9 protein-coding genes are annotated in these 20,667 nt (G+C 36.7%); 8 read left to right on the top strand and 1 reads right to left on the bottom strand.

The annotated features are described in order from the left end of the window. The first annotated feature begins 31 nt into the window (after positions 1 to 31). The 3 genes from bioD (at position 32) to LNP22_RS04400 (ending at position 3,287) form a co-directional block, all read left to right on the top strand. On the top strand, positions 32 to 649 hold the full coding sequence (bioD, locus tag LNP22_RS04410) for a dethiobiotin synthase (RefSeq protein ID WP_229975513.1): 618 nt from the start codon (positions 32 to 34) through the stop codon (positions 647 to 649). Positions 650 to 712: 63 nt separating this feature from the next. After that, positions 713 to 1,984 (top strand): adenosylmethionine--8-amino-7-oxononanoate transaminase, encoded by a 1,272-nt coding sequence (gene bioA, locus LNP22_RS04405; protein ID WP_229975512.1) that lies wholly within the window; start codon positions 713 to 715, stop codon positions 1,982 to 1,984. A 133-nt stretch (positions 1,985 to 2,117) separates the two neighbouring features. Beyond that, entirely contained in the window at positions 2,118 to 3,287 is a 1,170-nt protein-coding gene (locus LNP22_RS04400; RefSeq protein ID WP_229975511.1) for a beta-ketoacyl synthase N-terminal-like domain-containing protein, read from the top strand. A 43-nt stretch (positions 3,288 to 3,330) separates the two neighbouring features. Here the strand turns inward: LNP22_RS04400 and LNP22_RS04395 are convergent, their stop codons facing one another. Beyond that, entirely contained in the window at positions 3,331 to 3,804 is a 474-nt protein-coding gene (locus tag LNP22_RS04395) for a regulatory protein RecX (RefSeq protein WP_229975510.1), read from the bottom strand. 300 nt (positions 3,805 to 4,104) lie between these two features. Here LNP22_RS04395 and LNP22_RS04390 point away from each other — a divergent pair, with 300 nt between their 5' ends. The 5 genes from LNP22_RS04390 (at position 4,105) to LNP22_RS04370 (ending at position 20,596) form a co-directional block, all read left to right on the top strand. Continuing rightward, positions 4,105 to 9,120: a T9SS sorting signal type C domain-containing protein gene (locus LNP22_RS04390; RefSeq protein WP_229975509.1), complete on the top strand. Its 5,016-nt coding sequence runs from the start codon at positions 4,105 to 4,107 to the stop codon at positions 9,118 to 9,120. 478 nt (positions 9,121 to 9,598) lie between these two features. Beyond that, positions 9,599 to 10,735 (top strand): T9SS sorting signal type C domain-containing protein, encoded by a 1,137-nt coding sequence (locus LNP22_RS04385; RefSeq protein ID WP_229975508.1) that lies wholly within the window; start codon positions 9,599 to 9,601, stop codon positions 10,733 to 10,735. Positions 10,736 to 11,170: 435 nt separating this feature from the next. After that, positions 11,171 to 12,262 carry a T9SS sorting signal type C domain-containing protein gene (locus tag LNP22_RS04380; protein ID WP_229975507.1) on the top strand — a complete coding sequence of 364 codons (1,092 nt, stop codon included), beginning with the start codon at positions 11,171 to 11,173 and terminating at the stop codon, positions 12,260 to 12,262. A gap of 345 nt (positions 12,263 to 12,607) precedes the next feature. Then, positions 12,608 to 16,618: a T9SS sorting signal type C domain-containing protein gene (locus LNP22_RS04375; RefSeq protein WP_229975506.1), complete on the top strand. Its 4,011-nt coding sequence runs from the start codon at positions 12,608 to 12,610 to the stop codon at positions 16,616 to 16,618. Positions 16,619 to 16,771: 153 nt separating this feature from the next. After that, positions 16,772 to 20,596: a calcium-binding protein gene (locus LNP22_RS04370; RefSeq protein ID WP_229975505.1), complete on the top strand. Its 3,825-nt coding sequence runs from the start codon at positions 16,772 to 16,774 to the stop codon at positions 20,594 to 20,596. Positions 20,597 to 20,667: the final 71 nt, after the last annotated feature.

Here is a 20,667-nt window from a genome sequence, read left to right as displayed (position 1 = left end):
TGGTATTTTTGCAACGTATTAAAATAAAAAGATGAAAATATTTGTAACAGGAATTTCTACCGATGTTGGTAAAACAGTTGCTTCTGCTATTATTGTAGAAGCTTTGGAAGCAGATTATTGGAAACCCGTTCAGGCGGGAGATTTGGATAATTCAGACAGTCATAAAGTAAAATCTCAAGTTTCAAATTCTAAATCTCAATTTTTTCCAAATGCGTATCAGTTGAATACGCCTGCGAGTCCCCATTTTGCAGCAGAAATTGATGGCATTACTATTAATTTGAAACAAATTCAGGAGCCCAAAACATCAAATCATTTGGTGATTGAAGGGGCTGGGGGAATTTTTGTTCCGCTTAACGAAAATGATGCTATTATCGATTTGATTCAGCCCGATTATAGAGTCATTGTGGTTTCCAGACATTATTTAGGAAGCATCAATCATACTTTGTTAACCATTGAAGCCATTCAGAACCGAGGTTTTGAAGTGGCCGGAATTATTTTCAGCGGAAGCGAAAATAAAGCGACAGAAAGTTTGATTTTGAATAGAACGGGTGTTAAAAATATCGGAAGAATTGATGAAGAACCTTATTTTGATCAAAATGTAATTCGGGAATACGCCGATTTGTTTAGGAACAACTTATTAGAATTGTAAAATGTAATTTGTAATAAGTAAAACTGACTACATCTTACATTTAACAAAAAACATTTTCACAGTATGACTTTACAAGAAAAAGACAGCCAATACCTTTGGCATCCTTATACGCAACATAAAACAGCGCAAACACCAATCGTTATTTCCAGAGGGGAAGGCGCTTTGCTTTGGGACGAAAATAATAAAGAATATATCGATGCCATTGCCTCGTGGTGGGTGAACCCATTTGGGCATAGCAACAAATTTATCGCGGACGCAATTTATAAACAATTGACTACTCTGGAACATGTTTTGTTTGGCGGTTTTACACATGAACCCGCAATAAAAGTGGCCGAAAAATTGCTCGAAATTCTTCCTAAAAACCAACAAAAAATATTTTTTTCAGACAATGGTTCTACAGCGGTCGAAGTGGCGATAAAAGTAGCTTTACAGTATTTTTTCAATAAAAATGAAAAGCGAACTACCATCATTGCTTTTGAAAATGCTTTTCACGGAGATACATTTGCTGCAATGGCGGCAAGCGGAATTTCGTTTTACACGCAGGCTTTTCAAGGGATGTTTATTGATGTGGTGAGAATTCCGGTTCCTGTAAAAGGTCAGGAGAAAGAGAGTTTTGAGGCTTTAGAAAGGGTAATTAAAAATCATAAGTGTGCTGGATTTATTTTTGAGCCTTTGGTGCAAGGCGCTGCAGGAATGGTCATGTACGAACCCGAAGCGCTGGCAAAACTGATCACGATTTGTAGGGAAAATAATGTGTTGACGATCGCTGACGAAGTGATGACAGGTTTTGGTAAAACTGGAAAAACCTTCGCAATGGATTATGTTTCTGAAGAACCAGACATGATTTGTTTGTCGAAAGCCTTGACGGGCGGAACGATCCCAATGGCGATTACCACTTTTACTTCGGCTGTTTTTGATGCTTTTTATGATGATGATATCAATAAAGCCTTGTTTCATGGACATACTTTTACAGGGAATCCAACGGGTTGCGCGGCTGCTTTGGCCAGTATCGATTTGTTGCAAACAACAGCAATGCAAGACAATATCAAAAGGATAAATACGAGTCATTTACTATTTCAAAAGAAAATAGAAAAACACCCTAAAGTAATTACTGCCAGAACTTTAGGGGTTGTTTTTGCTGTTGAAATAAAATCGGACGCAACAGAAAGTTACTACGGATCGATGCGAACGAAATTGTACAATTTCTTTATTGAAAAAGGTGTTGTTTTGCGTCCAGTTGGAAATATTGTCTACATTTTACCGCCTTATGTAATGACCGAAGAACAACTTCAAAAAGTTTATGCCACCATTGAGGAAGCGATCGAAATGGTGTAATTTTTTTGGAAATAACTAATAAAGGTGTTTTGGTCAATACAGAAATGATTGTGCCAAAACACCTTATTAGTTATGTGGTTTTAATTAGGTATAAAAATAAACTTTTGCGAACTTTGCGGCAAAATACATTATTTTGAATTCAACAAAAATTGCCATAACTGCTTTTTCCTCTCTTTCTCCTTTGGGAAATAATCCTGAAAGTGTTTGGAAAAAGTACCTCGATAATCAGCATTGTTTTTCAACTCAGTTTTTAGATCAACAAGAAACTTCGGTAGCTGCATTGGATGCTGAGTCGAAAGAGATTGTGGCAAAACTGCGGGAATCTGATGCAAAATATAAATTTCTGGATGATTCTGTTTTATTCGCTTTAGCGGCTTCGCGAAAAGCAGTTCAGGATGCAGGCTGGAAAGAGGATGCGGTTTTTGGAATTAATATCGGTTCTTCTCGAGGCGCCACCGATTTATTCGAGAAACATTATAAAGAATATTTAGATACAGGAAAGGCACAAACTCTCGCTTCTCCGACGACTACTTTAGGGAATATTTCATCATGGATTGCGCATGATTTACAAAGTACAGGTCCAGAAATCTCACATTCTATTACGTGTTCTACAGCACTTCATGCCTTGTTAAATGGTGTGGCTTGGTTAAAATCAGGCATGGCCGATAAGTTTTTGGTAGGCGGAAGTGAAGCGCCATTAACCGATTTTACCATTGCCCAAATGCGAGCTTTAAAGATTTATTCGCGACTTGATCAGGCGAAGGATTTGTGGCCAAACCTAGCTTTTGATTTCGAAAAAACGCAAAATACGATGATTCTGGGAGAAGGTGCTGCGGTTTGCTGTTTGGAGGCTGGCGAAAAAGAAAATGCGATTGCGTATATCTCGGGTGTAGGTTATGCTACTGAAATTTTGGAGCATAACATTTCGATTTCGGCGGAAGCTACTTGTTTTCAAAAATCGATGAAAATGGCTTTGAAGGATGAAAGTCCCGAAAATATTGATGTAATTGTAATGCATGCTCCGGGCACTATAAAAGGAGATTTGACAGAATTACGAGCTATAGAAAAAGTTTTTGGAGCTCATTTGCCACTTCTGACTACAAATAAATGGAAGATCGGTCACACTTTTGGCGCATCCGGAATGTTAAGTCTTGAATTGGCTCTTTTGATGATGGAACACAATAAATTTGTCGATGTTCCTTTCACGAAAGCGCAAAAACAACACAAGGAAATCAAAAAAATACTGATAAATGCAGTAGGTTTTGGTGGAAATGCCGTGAGTGTCCTCGTCGAAAAAGCATAATTTTTATAGCACAAATCTCAATTTTAAGCCTTGAGATTTGTTGTTAGGCCGTAGTTTCTAATTCTTTTAGTTTTTCGTAAACCAAATTACTTTCGTATCCTCGACGAAGCAGGTAGTCGCAGAATTTTTTTCTTTTTTTTAATAGATTGGTTTCTGTTAAATTATTCCAGCAACGTTCTGCAATATTCTCAAATGTAGTATAATATTCCTCGGGTGTAATTTCTTTTAGCGCCAAGTTGATATTATAGGAAGAAATATGCCTTGCTTTCAGCTCACTTGTGATTCTAATTTTTCCCCATTTTTTAATGCGATGTTTTCCTCTGGCGAAGGTACAGGCAAAACGAGTTTCGTTAAGAAAATTATTTTCAATGAGCTGAACTAGAATCAAATCGATTTCGGCGGTCGTCATTTTCAAACTTAATAATTTACTTACAACTTCATTATGGCACCTTTCCTGATAGGCACAGAAGCGCTCTAATTTTTGTAAGGCTTCTTTAGGTGTGTTTATTTTGTCCATCTGTATTTTCTTTCTTTTTTTACGAACAAATCATAAAATTTTACGAATTTGTCACACAAAACCTTTTTTTATACGTATTTTTTGTCAAATCGATATCTAAGATATTGTAAATCTGCGTTATTGTCATAATTTTGCGTCCAAAATTAAGGAATATTTTATTCCTTTTTGATATAAAATAGTCGTTCCCAATTTTACCGATAAGATCAGTTGCTATAAAAAAGCACTTTTGAAAACCACAACATTGTTTTTTACGTAACTGGGGCTATCAACGATAAAGTTAAGTTTAATATTTTTTGTTATATGTTTAAAAAATTACTTTTAAGTGCCGTTTTAATTATTTTTATTAGCCAAAATGTACAATCACAATGTGGTTATGGTGGAAACAGTAGACAATCGGGTACAACACAGTCTATTTGTTACAACAGAGAAAACTCTGCTACTAATGTAGCATTAGTAAATTTTGCTAACGTAGACATTCGTCAGCATGTTCGCGTAAATGTTATTCAGGGTTTAACATATACTTTTACTACTTCGGCTACCGATTATGGTTTTATCAAGCGTCTTACTCTTTATGATGCATCCGGGGATTTTATCGTACAAGGTAATGCCAGTGCCAATAATACGGGAGTTTCACTTAACTGGACAGCCACTTACACAGGTGAAGTACGTGTTCAATTTAATGATAATGCGAACTGTGGCAATTCTGCCAATAATACAGTAACCATTACTGCAGCTTACACAGGAGGAAGTAATTCTTCTGATTCTCAAACAGCTGAAGGTACAAATTCATGGATTGGTCATGTGTATGATTTCTCTAATTCTACCGTGGCAGTACCCCCTTCTGATGCAAATGCTTTTGCAAATTATTTAGGTTCTTTTAATCAGGCAAACGCGGTTACCGGAACTACAACTGCTTTTTCTCAAAGCTATGGAGGAACTGATAATTGTTTTGCATTTACTGCGGGAGGAACAACACAGAGTTTTAGAACAGATACTTTTGCGGTACGTTACAGAATGACTTCTACTTTAGTGGGATGTTACATGGTTACAATAGCAGGAGATGATGGCGTTAGATTGTATGTTGATGGCGTTAAAGTTTTTGATGCTTGGACACAACAGAGTTCAACCACTTATCAGAATGTTTTAATTAACTTGACAGGAAATAGTAAATTAGTATTTGACTATTACGAAAAAAATGGTTCTAATGTTTCTAATTTTAGCATGAGACCAGTTGATCCTACAGTAAACACAATTGTTACTACAGGTCCTATTACTCGTTGCTCAGGAACAACTACAGTGCTTGATGGTTCTGCAATAGCATACGTAGGGTCATCTACAAATCCTTCTATAAGATTCCAATGGCAATCTTCGACCGATAATACTAATTTTACCGATATTACTGGAGCAATCGCAGAAGATTATACCGTTCCTGCAACAACTCCTACGGCTAACACAACTGTTTATTACAGAAGAGTGATGTCAGGGACAAATGCTTCGGCTTGTTCTTATCCTTCAAGTAGTATTGCCATAACAACAGCAACAGCTGCTGTTGGCGGAACAGTAACCGGAGGAACAACTATTTGCTCGGGTAGTACAAGTGGTTTATTGACTTTGGGAGGGTATACAGGAAATATCGTACGATGGGAATCTTCTTCGAATAGTTTTGCTACTATCACAGTAATTAATAATACAACTCCAACATATACTTCTGGTCCTTTGACTGTTAATACACAATTTAGAGCAGTTGTTCAAAGTGGTTTAAGTACTTGTAATACAGTAAATTCAAACGTTACTACTGTTGCAGTAAATGCAACAAGTGTAGCGGGAACAGTATCTGCCAATCAATCAATTTGTTCAGGATCACAACCTGCAAATATTACTTTAACCGGTAACACAGGAAATATTCAGTGGCAGGTATCTACTAATAATTCTACTTTTTCAAATATTGGTGGAAACTCAAATACTTTGACTAGTGCACAAATGGGTGCTTTAACGGCAACTCGTTATTACAGAGCTGTAGTGACTAGTGGTGTTTGTCCGAGCGCAACTTCTGCAACAGTTGTTGTAACAGTAAATACAGCAGTTCCAGCGGCACCGGGTGCTATTTCAGGTATTACTCCACAATGTCCAGCATTGACAGGTCAGGTATATTCTATAGCGGCAGTAGCCAATGCCACAAGTTACGTTTGGACAGTTCCTACAGGATGGTCTATTACGTCAGGTCAAGGAACAACAAGTGTTACAGTTACTACTGGAAATTCATCTCAAAGCGGTAATATTTCTGTTGCTGCAGTAAATGGTTGTGGTACTAGTACGAACCAAGCTTACTTTTATGTAAATGTTAGTAATCCAGCTCCTGCATCTGCGCCAGTAGCAAGTGCGGCAACTTCTGCCCAATGTGAGGCAGTGGTAGCCAATTGGTCGACAGTAACAAATGCAACGGGTTATTATTTAGACATCGCAACAGACAATGCTTTTACAAATTTTGTTTCTGGATATAATAATTATAATATTGCTTACTCAACAGGAAGTTTTTTTGCTGGTGGATTACCTGGCGGAACTTTATATTATAGAGTAAGAGCGTATAATAGTTGTGGTGTAACAGGCAATTCTAATACGATCGCTTTTTCTACTACAGGTCCTGTAGGCGGTACAGTAGCTTCCGCACAGACAATTTGTTCAGGTACTCAGCCAGCTACGTTAACTTTGAGTGGCAATACAGGAACAATTATCAGATGGGAAAAATCAAGTAACGCGGCTTTTACATCACCTGTAACCATCAATAATACGGCATCAACTTTGACAGGAGCTACTATTGGAAATTTAACTTCCAGTACTTATTTCAGAGCGGTAGTTCAAATTCAATCAGGGTCTTTTTGTACGGCTTTTTCATCGGCAGTTTTAATAACTGTGGGTGATTCTGGAGGGACAGTTGCTCCTTCACAAACAATTTGTTCAGGTACTCAACCTGCTACTTTAACTTTAAGTAGCTATAGCGGAACAATTGTTAGATGGGAAATGGCAAATAATCCTGGTTTTTCATCTCCGACAACAATAGCAAATACAACTGCAACCTTAACAGGTGCTGCAATTGGAAATTTAACTGCAACAACTTATTTTAGAGCTGTAGTACAAAGTGGTAGTTGTCCTGCTGCTTTTTCAAACGCTGCATCTATAACTGTTCAGCCTAATACAAGTGTTGGTGCTGCTTCATCAACTCCAAATGTTTGTGCAGGAACTCCAATGACAACAATTACACATACTACAGCGGGAGCAACAGGAATTGGAGCTCCTTCAGGGTTGCCTGCGGGAGTTACAGCATCTTGGGCGACAAACACAATTACAATAACCGGAACGCCAACTGTTGGAGGTAGTTATAATTATAGTATTCCATTAATAGGTAGTTGTGGTCCTACAGTTTTCGCAACGGGTACTATTAATGTTTCGGGAGCGGCTCCATTAGCCACAGCGGCCACTTCGCCAAATTGTAATGGTTTTACAGCCAATTGGTCGAGTGTTGTTAATGCTACGAGTTATGTATTGACAATAGCCGAGGATAATGCTTTTACAATCCCAGTATCAGGATATAATAATCTTAATGTTGGTAATGTGACGACGTATGTCGCTACAGGATTAACGGCATTAAAAACGTATTATTACCGTGTTGTAGCGGTTTCAGGTTGTGGCAACAGTGCAGCTTCTAATGTTATTTCGATAGAAGTAAAAGCATTATTGAGCACGACTTGGAATGGGACAAGCTGGGATAATAGTGCTCCAAAGAATCCAAATGTAAACATTATTTTTAATGGCAATTATAATTCTTCGGGTGATTTGTCAGGTTGTTCATGTCAGGTAAATTCAGGAACGGTAAACATACTCAACGGTGATATAGTAAAGCTAGTCAATGCCTTGAAAGTTTCGGCAGGTACTTTAATATTCAAAGACAAATCTACTTTAGTACAAACTACTGATGTTCAGAACACAGGAAATATTGTTTATGAGCGTAACACGCTGATCAATCGTTTTGATTATACCTATTACGGGTCACCTGTTACAGGTCAAACAATGGTGGGATTCTCACCAGAGACTTTGGGTGATAAGTTTTTGACTTTTGATGGAGCGAATTCAAAATGGTTTTATGAGAATAATGCCAATGTGATGCTACCAGGAAAAGGTTATGTTATTCGTGGACCACAATCGTTTCACGATACCAACCGATCTTTGTTTGTAGCCAGATTTACAGGAATTCCAAACAACGGTCCTGTAACAGGCGAATCGGTAATTGCAGCAAAAAGTTATGTTGTGGGTAATCCTTATCCCTCAGCGATAAAAATAACAGATTTCTTAGCCGCCAACCCGTTTTTAGAAGGAACGGTTAGATTCTGGACACACAATACCAATATCTCGCCATCAGGCTCATTGTATGTTTATACCTCAACAGATTATGCTTCTTGCAACGCTACAGGTGGTACAGCAGCACAATCAGGAGGAGTTGCTCCAAATGGTTATATTGCTGCCGGACAAGCCATAATGGTAAAAGTAAGAGCAGGAGAGAGCCCATCGCAAATTGTTTTCAATAACGGAATGCGTAAAGCAGATACCGGTAATAATTCGCAATTTTTCAAAACGGGTAAAAACAATACAGAGGCCAAAGTTTGGCTTAATTTTAGTAACCCAAGTGGTGTTTTTAAACAAGCTTTAATTGGTTATGTTGATGGAGCCAGCAACAGTTACGAAGATAAATACGACGGAACAACCAGCAACGCCAACACGGTTGCAGATTTTTATAGCTTAAGCGACAACAAAAGCTTGGCGATTCAAGGTCGTGCGTATCCGTTAGCTTCCAACGATGTTGTGCCATTAGGATACAAATCGACTATCGATGGCAGTTTTACTATTGCAATCGATCATACAGAAGGTGATTTAGATTCTCAAAATGTGTATTTAGAAGACAAAGTACTAAATGTTGTACATGATTTAAAAGAATCAGCGTATACTTTTACTACCGCCAAAGGAACTTTCAAAGAAAGATTTGCACTTAAATACACCAACAAAACGTTGGGAACAGGCGATTTTGAGGCCGATCAGACAGGTGTTGTGGTTTCGGTAAAAGATCAGGTAATCAAAGTTTCGAGCGCTTCGGAGAACATCAAAACGGTTTATGTTTATGATCTCTCAGGAAAGTTATTGTATGAAAAAACGAAGGTTAACGATCTTTCATTATCGATCGAGCGACTACCATCAAGCAATCAAATGTTGCTTGTCAAAGTAGTCTTAGACAATGATTTTGAAACTACTAAAAAGATTGTTTTCTAAAAACATACCTTAATAAATGACAAACCCACTCGAATTAACGAGTGGGTTTTTTTATGTTAAAATTTTAAATTTCAAGAGAAAGAATCACTAAATGTGGGTATTGTTTAGCTTCAATTATTTGGTTAGATTTACTATTAGATGCATATAAAATACTTACCTACAAGCTAATTTTATGCATTTCTTACATATTTTACGTGAAGCCCCAGTTCGCGATTATGTAAACATGACAACTGATAAGTGCAATTTATAATTTCTACTTATTGATTTTTGTAAAAGAAGTACGCCACCATCAGTACCTCTTTTCGTTTTTTTATTACCATTAAAAAGTGTTGTCCTGAATACAGGTAATAGCACGAGTTCATTATGTTCTATTTATGCCCAAATTAATGTTGTTATTTCAACTTCTACCCGTTTAGAAGATACTTGCCTTTTAAAAGACTTTTTTGCCAAGATTGAATTGTAATTTAAAACTATTATCATGCACAAAAAATCACTTTTTAATGCCCAATTGCTATTGGAGCGATTCTTCCTTTCTGATGTTTCGATGGTGCAAAAATCAAATTACTGTAAATTATTTTGTGTCACTTTATTGCTAATAGCTTCCTATACCAATGCTGCGACTTATTATTCGCGTGTAGCAACAGGAGATTTCGCAGCTGTATCGTCTGATATTATTATAGGTAATTTTAAGAATGTCGAAATTTTTACTAAGGGATTTTATTATTATCAATTTGCTTCTAGGACAATGAAAAGCGATAAACTAAATGGCATTACTTTCTTGTTTTGTAAACCTAATCATAGTAGTTTATCATGTTGTTTTTATTGCCATAATGATTCATCTTGTAATCTCGAATGTACAACAGCCGAATCAGTAATAGTGATGCCAAATCCCTTTATTGCATCGGGACAATCTGAGATATTAAAGAGGAAAACGGCTGATCCCGAAGTAAAAATCTGGTTGAATTTTACGCATCCTGAAGGTATTTTCAAGCAATTATTAATAGGATATGTGCCAGGAGCGACTAACGGTTATGAAGATAGCTATGACGGAACTACCTTGGACGCCAATCCGTATGCGGATTTTTATAGTATATGTGATGGAAAAAATTTGGTGATACAAGGACGTTCTTTACCCTGGACGGAGGATGATGTTGTAGTATTAGGTTATAGATCTGCTATAGTGGGCACTTTTGCAATAAGCATTGATCACACAGAAGGGAATGTCGAGAATGTTAATGTGTTTCTGCATGATAAATTGCTTAATGTTTTTCATAATCTAAAACGAACTCCTTATGTGTTTGCCACATTGCAAGGAACATTTAAAGAAAGATTTGCCTTGAAGTATATTGGCAACTCATTAGGGACAGGAGATTTTGAAGCAGGTTCAAATGAAGTTGTAGTTTCTGTAAAAAACAAAACCATTAAGATAGCCAGTACATCAGAAAATTTAAAAAATGTTTTTGTTTACGACATTTCAGGAAAGTTGCTTTACGAAAAAAATAGAATTGATACTACTTCATTAGCTATAGAAAGTTTGCCATTTGGTAATCAGGTTTTGGTGGTAAAAGTTATTTTAGATAATAATTATGAAACCTCAAGAAAGATTGTTTTTTAAAAAACGAATAAATTTTAAGAATTCAATCAAAAGATCACTTCTCAAGTCAAGCAGTTTTTTCAATATCATAAAAAATATATTAAAAAACAGTAAATTTTTTATTGTTTGTTTTTAAATTTTTGTTTAAATTTATTTTTATTATTAATAAAGTGAAGATGTGTTAATTGACTTGTTTTATTGCTGTTTGAATTTTCTGCATGTACTTATGTAAAATTTGGAGCTTAAACAAATTGTATTATTTTCGTTTATTGATTTTATGAAAGAAGTATGCCACTATTGGTATCTTTTGTTTTTTTAAAGAAGAAGTTATCTTGATTTTGAGAGATAATTAAAATTTTGAATGTCGTTTTTGTGCTCTATTTGTGTTTTTACTCTAGCTTCTGACTAAAGATTAGAAGGTTTTTATCAAGATTGAACCTAACCAAAATTAATATTATGAGCAAAAAAAAAACCCTCCGTTCTGCGTTCTTAATGCAACCCTTTGTTCTTCCTCAAGTTGCTATGGTGCTAAAACAAAATTATCGCAGATTATTTTGTGCGATTTTGGTACTGTTAACTTCCTTTGCTAATGCTTCTACCTACCGTTCGAGCCTAACAACAGGAAATTCAACGGATGTGTCACACCGAAGTAGTTTGTCATCGTATTATTTTTGTTCTGATAGTATTTCATTGTACGAAGCCGGATGCGGTGTATCAAAAATCAAAGATAGATTTTCGAATGGTTTTATTCCAACTGAGAAAGCATTAAAACAAAAAGAAGGAATAAACGCTTCTCCTATTGTTTCAAAGAATAAGCCAAAGGTTGATGCAAATGATAGTTTAGTGTTTTTTAATTCTTCAGTAACACAGAATCCAGAAGTGAAAATTTGGTTGAATTTTACTCATCCTGACGGAATTTTTAAACAAATATTGATTGGATATGTTCCAGGGGCGACCAATGGTTATGAAGATAGCTATGACGGAACCACGATGGACGCCAATCCGTATGCGGATTTTTACAGTATTTGTGACGGAAAAAATTTGGTGATACAAGGACTTGCTTTACCCTGGACTGCTGAACATGCCGTGACATTGGGTTATAGATCTGCTATAACGGGTAGTTTTGCTATAGCCATTGATCATACAGAAGGAAACACGGCAGATGTTAATGTATTTCTGCACGATAAATTACTGAATGTTTTTCATAATCTAAAACGAAGCCCTTACACGTTTTTTACATTACAAGGAACGTTCAAAGAAAGATTTGTTTTAAAGTATAGTGACAAATCTCTCGGGACACATGATTTTGAGGCAGATAAAAATGAGGTTGTAGTTGCAGTAAATAATAAAATCATTCAGTTGGCCAGCGAATCAGAAAATCTAAAAACTGTTTTTGTTTACGATATTTCGGGTAGTTTACTTTACGAAAATAATAGAGTCGATAATGCTTCATTATCTATAGAAAGTCTGCAGTCTGAAAATCAGGTTTTGTTGGTAAAAGTTATTTTAGAGAACAATTACGAAACGTCAAGGAAGATTATTTTCTAAAAAAAATAAAATTTTTTTAAAATAAAATTAAAAACTCACTTGTTAAGTCAAGTGGGTTTTTTTGTGTAAAATTTTAGCTACTTATCAAATGCAACTGGTTGTTTATGAGGTTTTTTTGTGTAGGATTTTTAGCTTAAGAAAAGTTTTATAAGATCAATTTATTGAAGGTAATAACTTATTATTTACTAAATTTTAACGTAGCTTATCGGTTTGCACTGACAAAATTTTTATTTTTTGACTTTATGTTGATAATAATTTATATTTTTAACAAAAATTTCGCTATGTGGTCATAAAAAAACGGTCCCTTTTTAAGATCATAATTGTTGTACTTTTAAATGTTATGATATGATAAAAAAATTACTTTTTTCTACACTGCTGTTTTTTGTTTTTTTTAGCAATTACGGACAGTCAGCCAGTAGTTATTGCCTCACTACAACTAACGTAACCTACGCCCATTTTACAGGAACCAATTTCCCCGGATTTCCAAATAATGATGATGACGATGCTATTTCTGGTGCAGTCACACTTCCTTTTTCTTTTGGATTTGGTGGTGCTGATTATTCGCAAGTTAAGGTTTCAAGTAACGGTTGGTTGACTTTTGGTTCTTCGTCTGTTACAGGAACCCAAGATTATGAGAATGTTGTTGCTAATGCTTCAACTTCTAAGCCTATCTTAATGCCTTTATGGGATGATTTAAGAAATGTGACCCGACCTCATTATGAAGTTACGGGTACGGCACCGAATAGGGTTTTTAAAGTAGAATGGTATCAGCAAAGATGGAATTTTCAATCAAATCCTGATGTTATTTCTTTTCAAATTTGGTTGTACGAAACCACAAATGTTATTGAATATCGCTACACAGGAGGAGCAAATGCTATAACTAGTGGTTCAGCAACAATTGGTATTTATGATGCTAATGATACTTATTTGACATTAAATAATGGAACGAATACTGCTACTGCACAAGCGAATGTATTTACTAGTAATATATCTGCGAAGCCAGCAAACGGGCAAGTTTTCAGATTTACGCCTCCAACTCCTACTGCTCAGGCTGGTGGTGCAATTACTTTCTGTAAAGACAATACAGATACGCAGACACTATCTGTTGCTGCGGGTCAGTATGCTTTGGTTAATGTAATAAAGGGTTTTAACTATACTTTTTCGGTTCCAAATATATTTACAGCATCTAATGAAAATTTAACTTTGTTGGATACTTCAAATAGAAATTTCAGTCCCCCAGTGAATGCAACAGGTGCCAGCGGAACTTCTATTACTTGGACTGCTAATTTCTCGGGTCAGCTTAGAGTTGCGTTGTCAAGTAATTGTGGAGGAACTGGCACTGGTACAATGACATTGGTTCAGAATAGTATCGGCAACACCCAGGATTCGCAAATTGCTTCTGGAGCAGGTTCTTGGATCGGACATATTTACAATGCAGGAGGAATTGCACCTGAACCGTTTACAAATGCAAATTATATGGGTTATTACACCGCTGGACTAACAGAATCTTTTAGTGCCAATTTCGGAGGTGATGCCGCTTGTATTCCGGTTCTTTCAAATGGTGTACAAAGAGCTTCTATTTATGCAGAAGGTTTTGCGGTACGTTATAGAATGCAATCGGCAAAAACGCCTGGTTGTTATGTTATTAGAATTACAGGTGACGACGGAGTACGACTTTTTGTTGATCCAAGTGGAACCACAACGCCTACAAACAAGGTTTTTGACCGATGGGTAGAGCAAGGTTCTACAACGTACAACTATATTCTGGTAAATCTAACTGCCAGCGCAAATTTGGTGTTTGACTATTATGAAAATGGTGGGGCTAATGTTACAGAATTTGATATTCAGCCTTTTAATGCTGCATCAAATACTATCACGGCACCCGCAACTGTGAATTTTTGTAGTGGTGGAGATCCTGCAGTAATAAATGGATCTTTGCAATACAATGAGCAAGATGGTAATATGGAGCACCCGTATGTTAATTTTCAATGGCAAGTTTCTACGGATAATGTTACCTATACAGATATTACTGTCAACGGGACATTGAGAACGTATGATCCTGCTGCTATAACAAATAACACAAGCAGTAATATAGTGAGATACTACAGACGAATAGCCACTGTAAATGCAACTAATTCTCCTGGTTTTAGCTGCACTTTCAATGTAAGTAATGTGGTATCAATAACGACTTATCCGGTTAGTGTAGGAGGAACTCTTGGTTTAGTAACCAACGGTACTCCTGTAGTAGGAAGCTCAACGTGTCATGCAGCAACAACTAGTTCTACTACGTTTAGTCTGTCTGGAAACGTAGGATCAGTGATACGATGGGAGTCTTCAACAGATAATTTTGCAACAGCTGGAACTCCAATTGCCAATACAACTACTACATTAACAGTAACAAATTTAAGTGCGACAACCTATTACAGAGCTGTTGTGCAAAGCAACGGTTGTACAGTTGCTTATTCTAATGTTGCTACTATTGTTGTAACGGGAGCTCCATTAGCCACAGCGGCCACTTCGCCAAATTGTAATGGTTTTACGGCCAATTGGTCAAGTGTTGTTAATGCTACGAGTTATGTACTGACAATAGCCGAGGATAATGCTTTTACAATTCCGGTATTAGGATATAATAATCTTAATGTTGGTAATGTGACGACGTATGTCGCTACAGGATTAACGGCATTAAAAACGTATTATTACCGTGTTGTAGCGGTTTCAGGTTGTGGCAACAGTGCAGCGTCTAATGTTATTTCGATAGAGGTAAAAGCGTTATTGAGCACGACTTGGAATGGTTCAAGTTGGGATCATGGCGCTCCAAATAGTGAGGATGTGAATATTGTTTTTAATGGAAGTTATACTTCATCAACCAATTTATTAGGCTGTTCATGTCAGGTAAATACAGGAACGGTAAACATAGTAGGGCCTAATGTCCTGACTTTGGTTAATGCTTTGAATGTTTCATCAGGTATTTTAACCTTCAATGACCAGTCTAGTTTGATGCAAACTACCAATGTTCAGAACACAGGAAATATTGTGTATCAGCGTAACACGATGATTAACCGTTTTGATTATACCTATTATGGGTCACCTGTTACAGGTCAAACAATGGTGGGATTCTCACCAGAGACTTTGGGTGATAAGTTTTTGACTTTTGATGGAGCGAATTCAAAATGGTTTTATGAGAATAATGCCAATGTGATGCTGCCAGGAAAAGGTTATGTTATTCGTGGACCACAATCGTTTCACGATACTAACCGAGTGTCGTTTGTAGCCAGATTTACAGGAATTCCAAACAACGGTCCTGTAACCGGCGAATCGGTAATTGCAGCAAAAAGTTATGTTGTGGGTAATCCTTATCCCTCAGCGATAAAAATAACAGATTTCTTGGCCGCCAACCCGTTTTTAGAAGGAACTGTTAGATTCTGGACACACAATACCAATATCTCGCCATCAGGCTCATTATATGTTTATACCTCAACAGATTATGCTTCTTGCAACGCTACAGGTGGTACAGCAGCACAATCAGGAGGAGTTGCTCCAAATGGTTATATTGCTGCCGGACAAGCGATAATGGTAAAAGTAAGAGCAGGAGAGAGCCCATCGCAAATTGTTTTCAATAACGGAATGCGTAAAGCAGATACCGGTAATAATTCGCAATTTTTCAAAACGGGTAAAAATAATACAGAGGCGAAAGTTTGGCTTAATTTTAGTAACCCAAGTGGTGTTTTTAAACAAGCTTTAATTGGTTATGTTGATGGAGCCAGCAACAGTTACGAAGATAAATACGACGGAACAACCAGCAACGCCAACACGGTTGCAGATTTTTATAGCTTAAGCGACAACAAAAGCTTGGCGATCCAAGGTCGTGCGTATCCGTTAGCTTCCAACGATGTTGTGCCATTAGGATACAAATCGACTATCGATGGCAGTTTTACTATTGCAATCGATCATACAGAAGGTGATTTGGATGCTCAAAATGTGTATTTAGAAGACAAAGTATTAAATGTTGTACATGATTTAAAAGAATCAGCCTATACTTTTACTACTGCTAAAGGAACTTTCAAAGAAAGATTTGCACTTAAATACGCCAACAAAACGTTGGGAACAGGCGATTTTGAGGCCGATCAGACAGGTGTTGTGGTTTCGGTAAAAGATCAGGTAATCAAAGTTTCGAGCGCTTCAGAGAACATCAAAACGGTTTATGTTTATGATCTCTCAGGAAAGTTATTGTATGAAAAAACGAAGGTTAACGATCTTTCGTTATCGATCGAGCGACTACCATCAAGCAATCAAATGTTGCTTGTCAAAGTAGTCTTAGACAATGATTTTGAAACTACTAAAAAGATTGTTTTCTAAAACATAATATTACATTCAAAAATCCACTTGCCAAAAGCAAGTGGATTTTTTTTGTCCTTTATCTAAATATCACTAAATGTGGGTATTGCTTTTTAAATTTTAAATTTGAAAGTTTACACTTGTTAAATTTAATAAAATAAAAACATGTAGTAGATGAAAAAATTAGTGGTTGTGGCTGTTTTTGCCTGTTGTCTTTTTTCGAAAAGTACTCAGGCACAACAAGGCAAAATAGATCCTACATTTAACACTTATGATGATGGTTTGATTGGGGATGGTTTTGATAATACCGTGAGAGCAATAGCGTTGCAGGCAGATGGGAATTTGATTGTTGGTGGAGATTTTTTAAATTTTAACGGAGCGTCATTTCCTTATCTGCAAAGGATAAATCCTGATGGAGAAATAGATACTGGCTTTAACCTAAACGGAAATTTTAACAATAAAGTATATGCGATTGCAATTCAGCCCAATGGCAAAATTATCGTTGGTGGTTCTTTTACGGCGTTCTCTGGAAATTCCGTCAATCGATTGGTGCGACTTAATCAGGATGGTTCTTTAGATGCGGCTTTTTCTAACGCTTCAGGTCTAAATAATATCGTTTACGACATTGATTTGTATCCAGATGGAAGCGCAATTATAGTGGGTAGTTTTACAAAATTTGGAGACAGTACCGCTTCTCGCATCGCTAAAATTTTACCGGACGGAACTCTGGATGCTTCTTTTTCGACAGGAGTAGGAGCCAATTCATTGATCGAAAAAGTAATTATTCAGCCCGACGGCAAAATAATTCTGGCCGGAACTTTCACCAAATTTAACAATCAGAATAAAAACAGTATAGTTCGCCTAAATCACGATGGAAGCATTGATGATGGTTTCAATATCGGAGATGGTTTTGATAATAAAGTAACTGCTTTTGATCTGCAAGCAGATGGAAAAATAGTTGTCGTAGGTGCTTTTTTGCATTATAATGGAGTTGCTGTCAACAGAATGGTTCGACTCCTTCCGGATGGTACGATTGATTCAGGTTTTCAGTCGGGTTCTGGTTTTGATGATGATACTTTGTATACCGTGAAAATTGACGAGAACGGAAATATTATGGTTGGAGGTGCTTTTACGGGATCATATAATGGTATTGCGGTCAATAGATTGGTGTTTTTAAATCCTGACGGGACATTAAAATCTGATTTTGATATCGCTGCTGGTCCCGCTTCTTCGTCTGTTTTAACTTTAGAGAAGTCAGTAGATGATTTTTGGTTTGTTGGTGGCTCGTTTTCTGCTTTTGAAGGTCAGAATCAGGGTAGATTAGCAAAAATCGATTCTGGAGGCGTTCTTGATGTCGGATTTCTAACTCCTGGAGTTGGTTTTGATAATTCTGTTTTAAAAATTCTCCCTTTGGAAAATGAAGAATGTATGGTTTTTGGTAGTTTTTCAAAGTTTAATAATCATCCGTCATCCAGAATTGCGCGTCTTTTAGAAGATGGTTCTTCAGATTTTAATTTTAATGTTGGTAACAGCGGAGCCAATAATACGATTAGAAACGCTGTTCAACAAAAGGATGGTAAAATTATAATAGCGGGTAATTTTACAGCTTATAATGGCAATTTGTGCAACAGGCTGGCGAGGATTCTGCCTAACGGAGATTTTGATGCTACGTTTGATACCGGTACCGCAGCCAATAGTATCGTATATGCACTGGCGATTCAGCCCGATCAAAAAATCATTGTGGCAGGAAATTTCACCAAGTTTAATAATCAGACCGTAGGCAGAATTGTGCGGTTGATGCCTGATGGCACTACAGATACAAGTTTTAATACAGGTTTAGGAGCAGATGCTATTATTGATGTAATTGCTATTCAACAGGATGGAAAAATTTTAGCAGGAGGCAGGTTTTCTACTTTTAATGGGGTTTTGTCTCCGCATATTGTACGTTTAAATGCAGACGGTACGATCGATACAGATTTTGCGGTTGGTGCTGGTTTTGATAAAAATGTGTATGCTATCGCTTTTCAATCGGATGACAAAATAATAGTGGGAGGCTCTTTTTTAACCTATAAAGGAGTGCTTCAAAAACGGATTACACGATTATTACCCAACGGAAATTTAGACTTAAGTTTTGAGTCAGGATCTGGTTTTAGTAAAGGGGATGTCAGGGCAATCTTGATACAGCCAAATGATCGAATCTTGGTTGGAGGTACTTTTTCAGGAACGTTTAACGGAGTGCAATCGTTCCGAATTTTAAGGACATTGTCTACGGGAGCGCGCGATATTACTTTTGAGTCTTATTTGAATAGTACTCTTTTTGCGATGACTTTGACCGCCAATCAAAAATTATTGATTGGGGGCAATTTTAACTCTGTCTCTGGTAGTGCAAAACATAGAATTGCCCGGTTGTATCTGTGTACAGATGGCACGACGTGGAGCCATAACTCATGGTCACGTGGTCTTCCGTCTGCGGGGAAGGAACTTTATTTTGAAGATGATTATGCTTCTCTTACGACTACAAACGCTTGCAGTTGCGCTATAGATTCAGGAAAAATAGTCACGCTTCTGGCTGATAATTCTCTATCATTAACCTATAATTATACAGGTGCCGGAACTTTAGTTTTAGAAAATTCGGCTTCTCTTTTTCAGTCGGATAATGATATAATGAATACCGGAATGGTACATCTCAAGCGAATTACGCCACCCATTCGCAGGTTTGATTATACCTATTGGTCGTCACCGGTGCATGACTTTAAACTTGGGGATGTTTCGCCCGAAACTCTTCCTGACAAATTGCTCTCTTTTAGCGGCAAATGGGTTTACGAAGATAAAGAGAGTACTATGAAAAATGCAATTGGTTACGCCATAAGAGGTCCGCAAAGTTATTCAACTACAGAGGCTCAAACCTATAGAGCCGTTTTTAAAGGGATTCCCAATAATGGTATAATTAATGGGGAGGCCGTGTCTGAGGGCAAAAAATACTTGGTAGGAAATCCTTATCCTTCGGCAATTGATGCAGATGTTTTTCTTCAAAAAAATGCTTTTTTAGGCGGAACGATAAAATTTTGGACACATAATACAGCAATTGCTCCAAACGGAAAGTTTTATGTTTACTCTTCGGATGATTATGCGGCTTATAATGCGCTGGGCGGAATCAAAGCGCAATCTGGAGGGGAAATTCCGAATGGTAAAATTGTATCAGGTCAGTCTTTTTTGGTTACTGCAATGGCAAATGGAACTGTCTTTTTTGATAATAGTATGCGAATAGCCGCCGCCGATCAAAACAATCAATTTTTTAAAACCTCTAAAGCAAATAAGTCAACTTCTGAAAAGAGGAGAATATGGCTGAATTTCGTTAGTAACAAAGGTGCTTTCAAACAAATTTTGTTAGGATATGCATCAGATGCTTCTAATGGTTATGACGGTAAATATGATGAGCCAAGCGCTAATACCAATGCTTTTGTTGATTTTTACAGCATTAATGAAGGGAAGAATTTCGTTATTCAGGCAAGAGGTCTTCCATTTGAAACTTCAGATGTGATTCCGTTAGGCTATCAAACATCGGTCGAAGAAAATTTTACGATTACTTTAGATCAAAAAGATGCTTTTTTTGAAAAGAAAAATGTGTATCTGCAAGACAAAAAACTAAATGTTATTTGCAATCTAAAAGAAAAGCCATACACTTTTGTCTCTCAAAAAGGAACTTTTAACGACCGTTTTGTATTGCGGTTTGCAGACAAGACTTTGGATATAAATACGTTTGAAAAAGTGAAAAACACTTTAATTATTTATCAATCTCAAAAAGAAATTATTGTAGAATCTTTCGATCTCAATATTCAAAAAATTCAGGTATATGATGTAGTAGGAAAGTTGATTTTCGAACAACAAACCAACCAAAACAAGGTTGTTGTTTCTAATCTGAAGCCTAGAAATCAGGTTTTAATTTTTAAAATAAAAAAAGAAGGAGGTAAAATGCAGACACAAAAAATAGTATTCTGACGGAATATCAATCATTTTTATTTTTATACTTAAATCAAAAAAAATGCTTTTGACTCGTATCAAAAGCATTT

The sequence above is a fragment of the Flavobacterium flavipigmentatum genome (assembly GCF_020911905.1).
GTDB classification, from domain to species: domain Bacteria; phylum Bacteroidota; class Bacteroidia; order Flavobacteriales; family Flavobacteriaceae; genus Flavobacterium; species Flavobacterium flavipigmentatum.
The sequence above is the reverse complement of the archived record's forward strand: the minus strand, read 5'-3'. Positions and strand labels throughout refer to the sequence as shown.

Excerpts from the sequence above, each read along its gene's own strand:
- bioD (WP_229975513.1), top strand. The coding sequence starts at position 32 with ATGAAAATATTTGTAACAGGAATTTCTACCGATGTTGGTAAAACAGTT.
- bioA (WP_229975512.1), top strand. The coding sequence starts at position 713 with ATGACTTTACAAGAAAAAGACAGCCAATACCTTTGGCATCCTTATACG.
- LNP22_RS04395 (WP_229975510.1), bottom strand. The coding sequence starts at position 3,804 with ATGGACAAAATAAACACACCTAAAGAAGCCTTACAAAAATTAGAGCGC.
- LNP22_RS04390 (WP_229975509.1), top strand. The coding sequence starts at position 4,105 with ATGTTTAAAAAATTACTTTTAAGTGCCGTTTTAATTATTTTTATTAGC.
- LNP22_RS04385 (WP_229975508.1), top strand. The coding sequence starts at position 9,599 with ATGCACAAAAAATCACTTTTTAATGCCCAATTGCTATTGGAGCGATTC.
- LNP22_RS04380 (WP_229975507.1), top strand. The coding sequence starts at position 11,171 with ATGAGCAAAAAAAAAACCCTCCGTTCTGCGTTCTTAATGCAACCCTTT.
- LNP22_RS04375 (WP_229975506.1), top strand. The coding sequence starts at position 12,608 with ATGATAAAAAAATTACTTTTTTCTACACTGCTGTTTTTTGTTTTTTTT.
- LNP22_RS04370 (WP_229975505.1), top strand. The coding sequence starts at position 16,772 with ATGAAAAAATTAGTGGTTGTGGCTGTTTTTGCCTGTTGTCTTTTTTCG.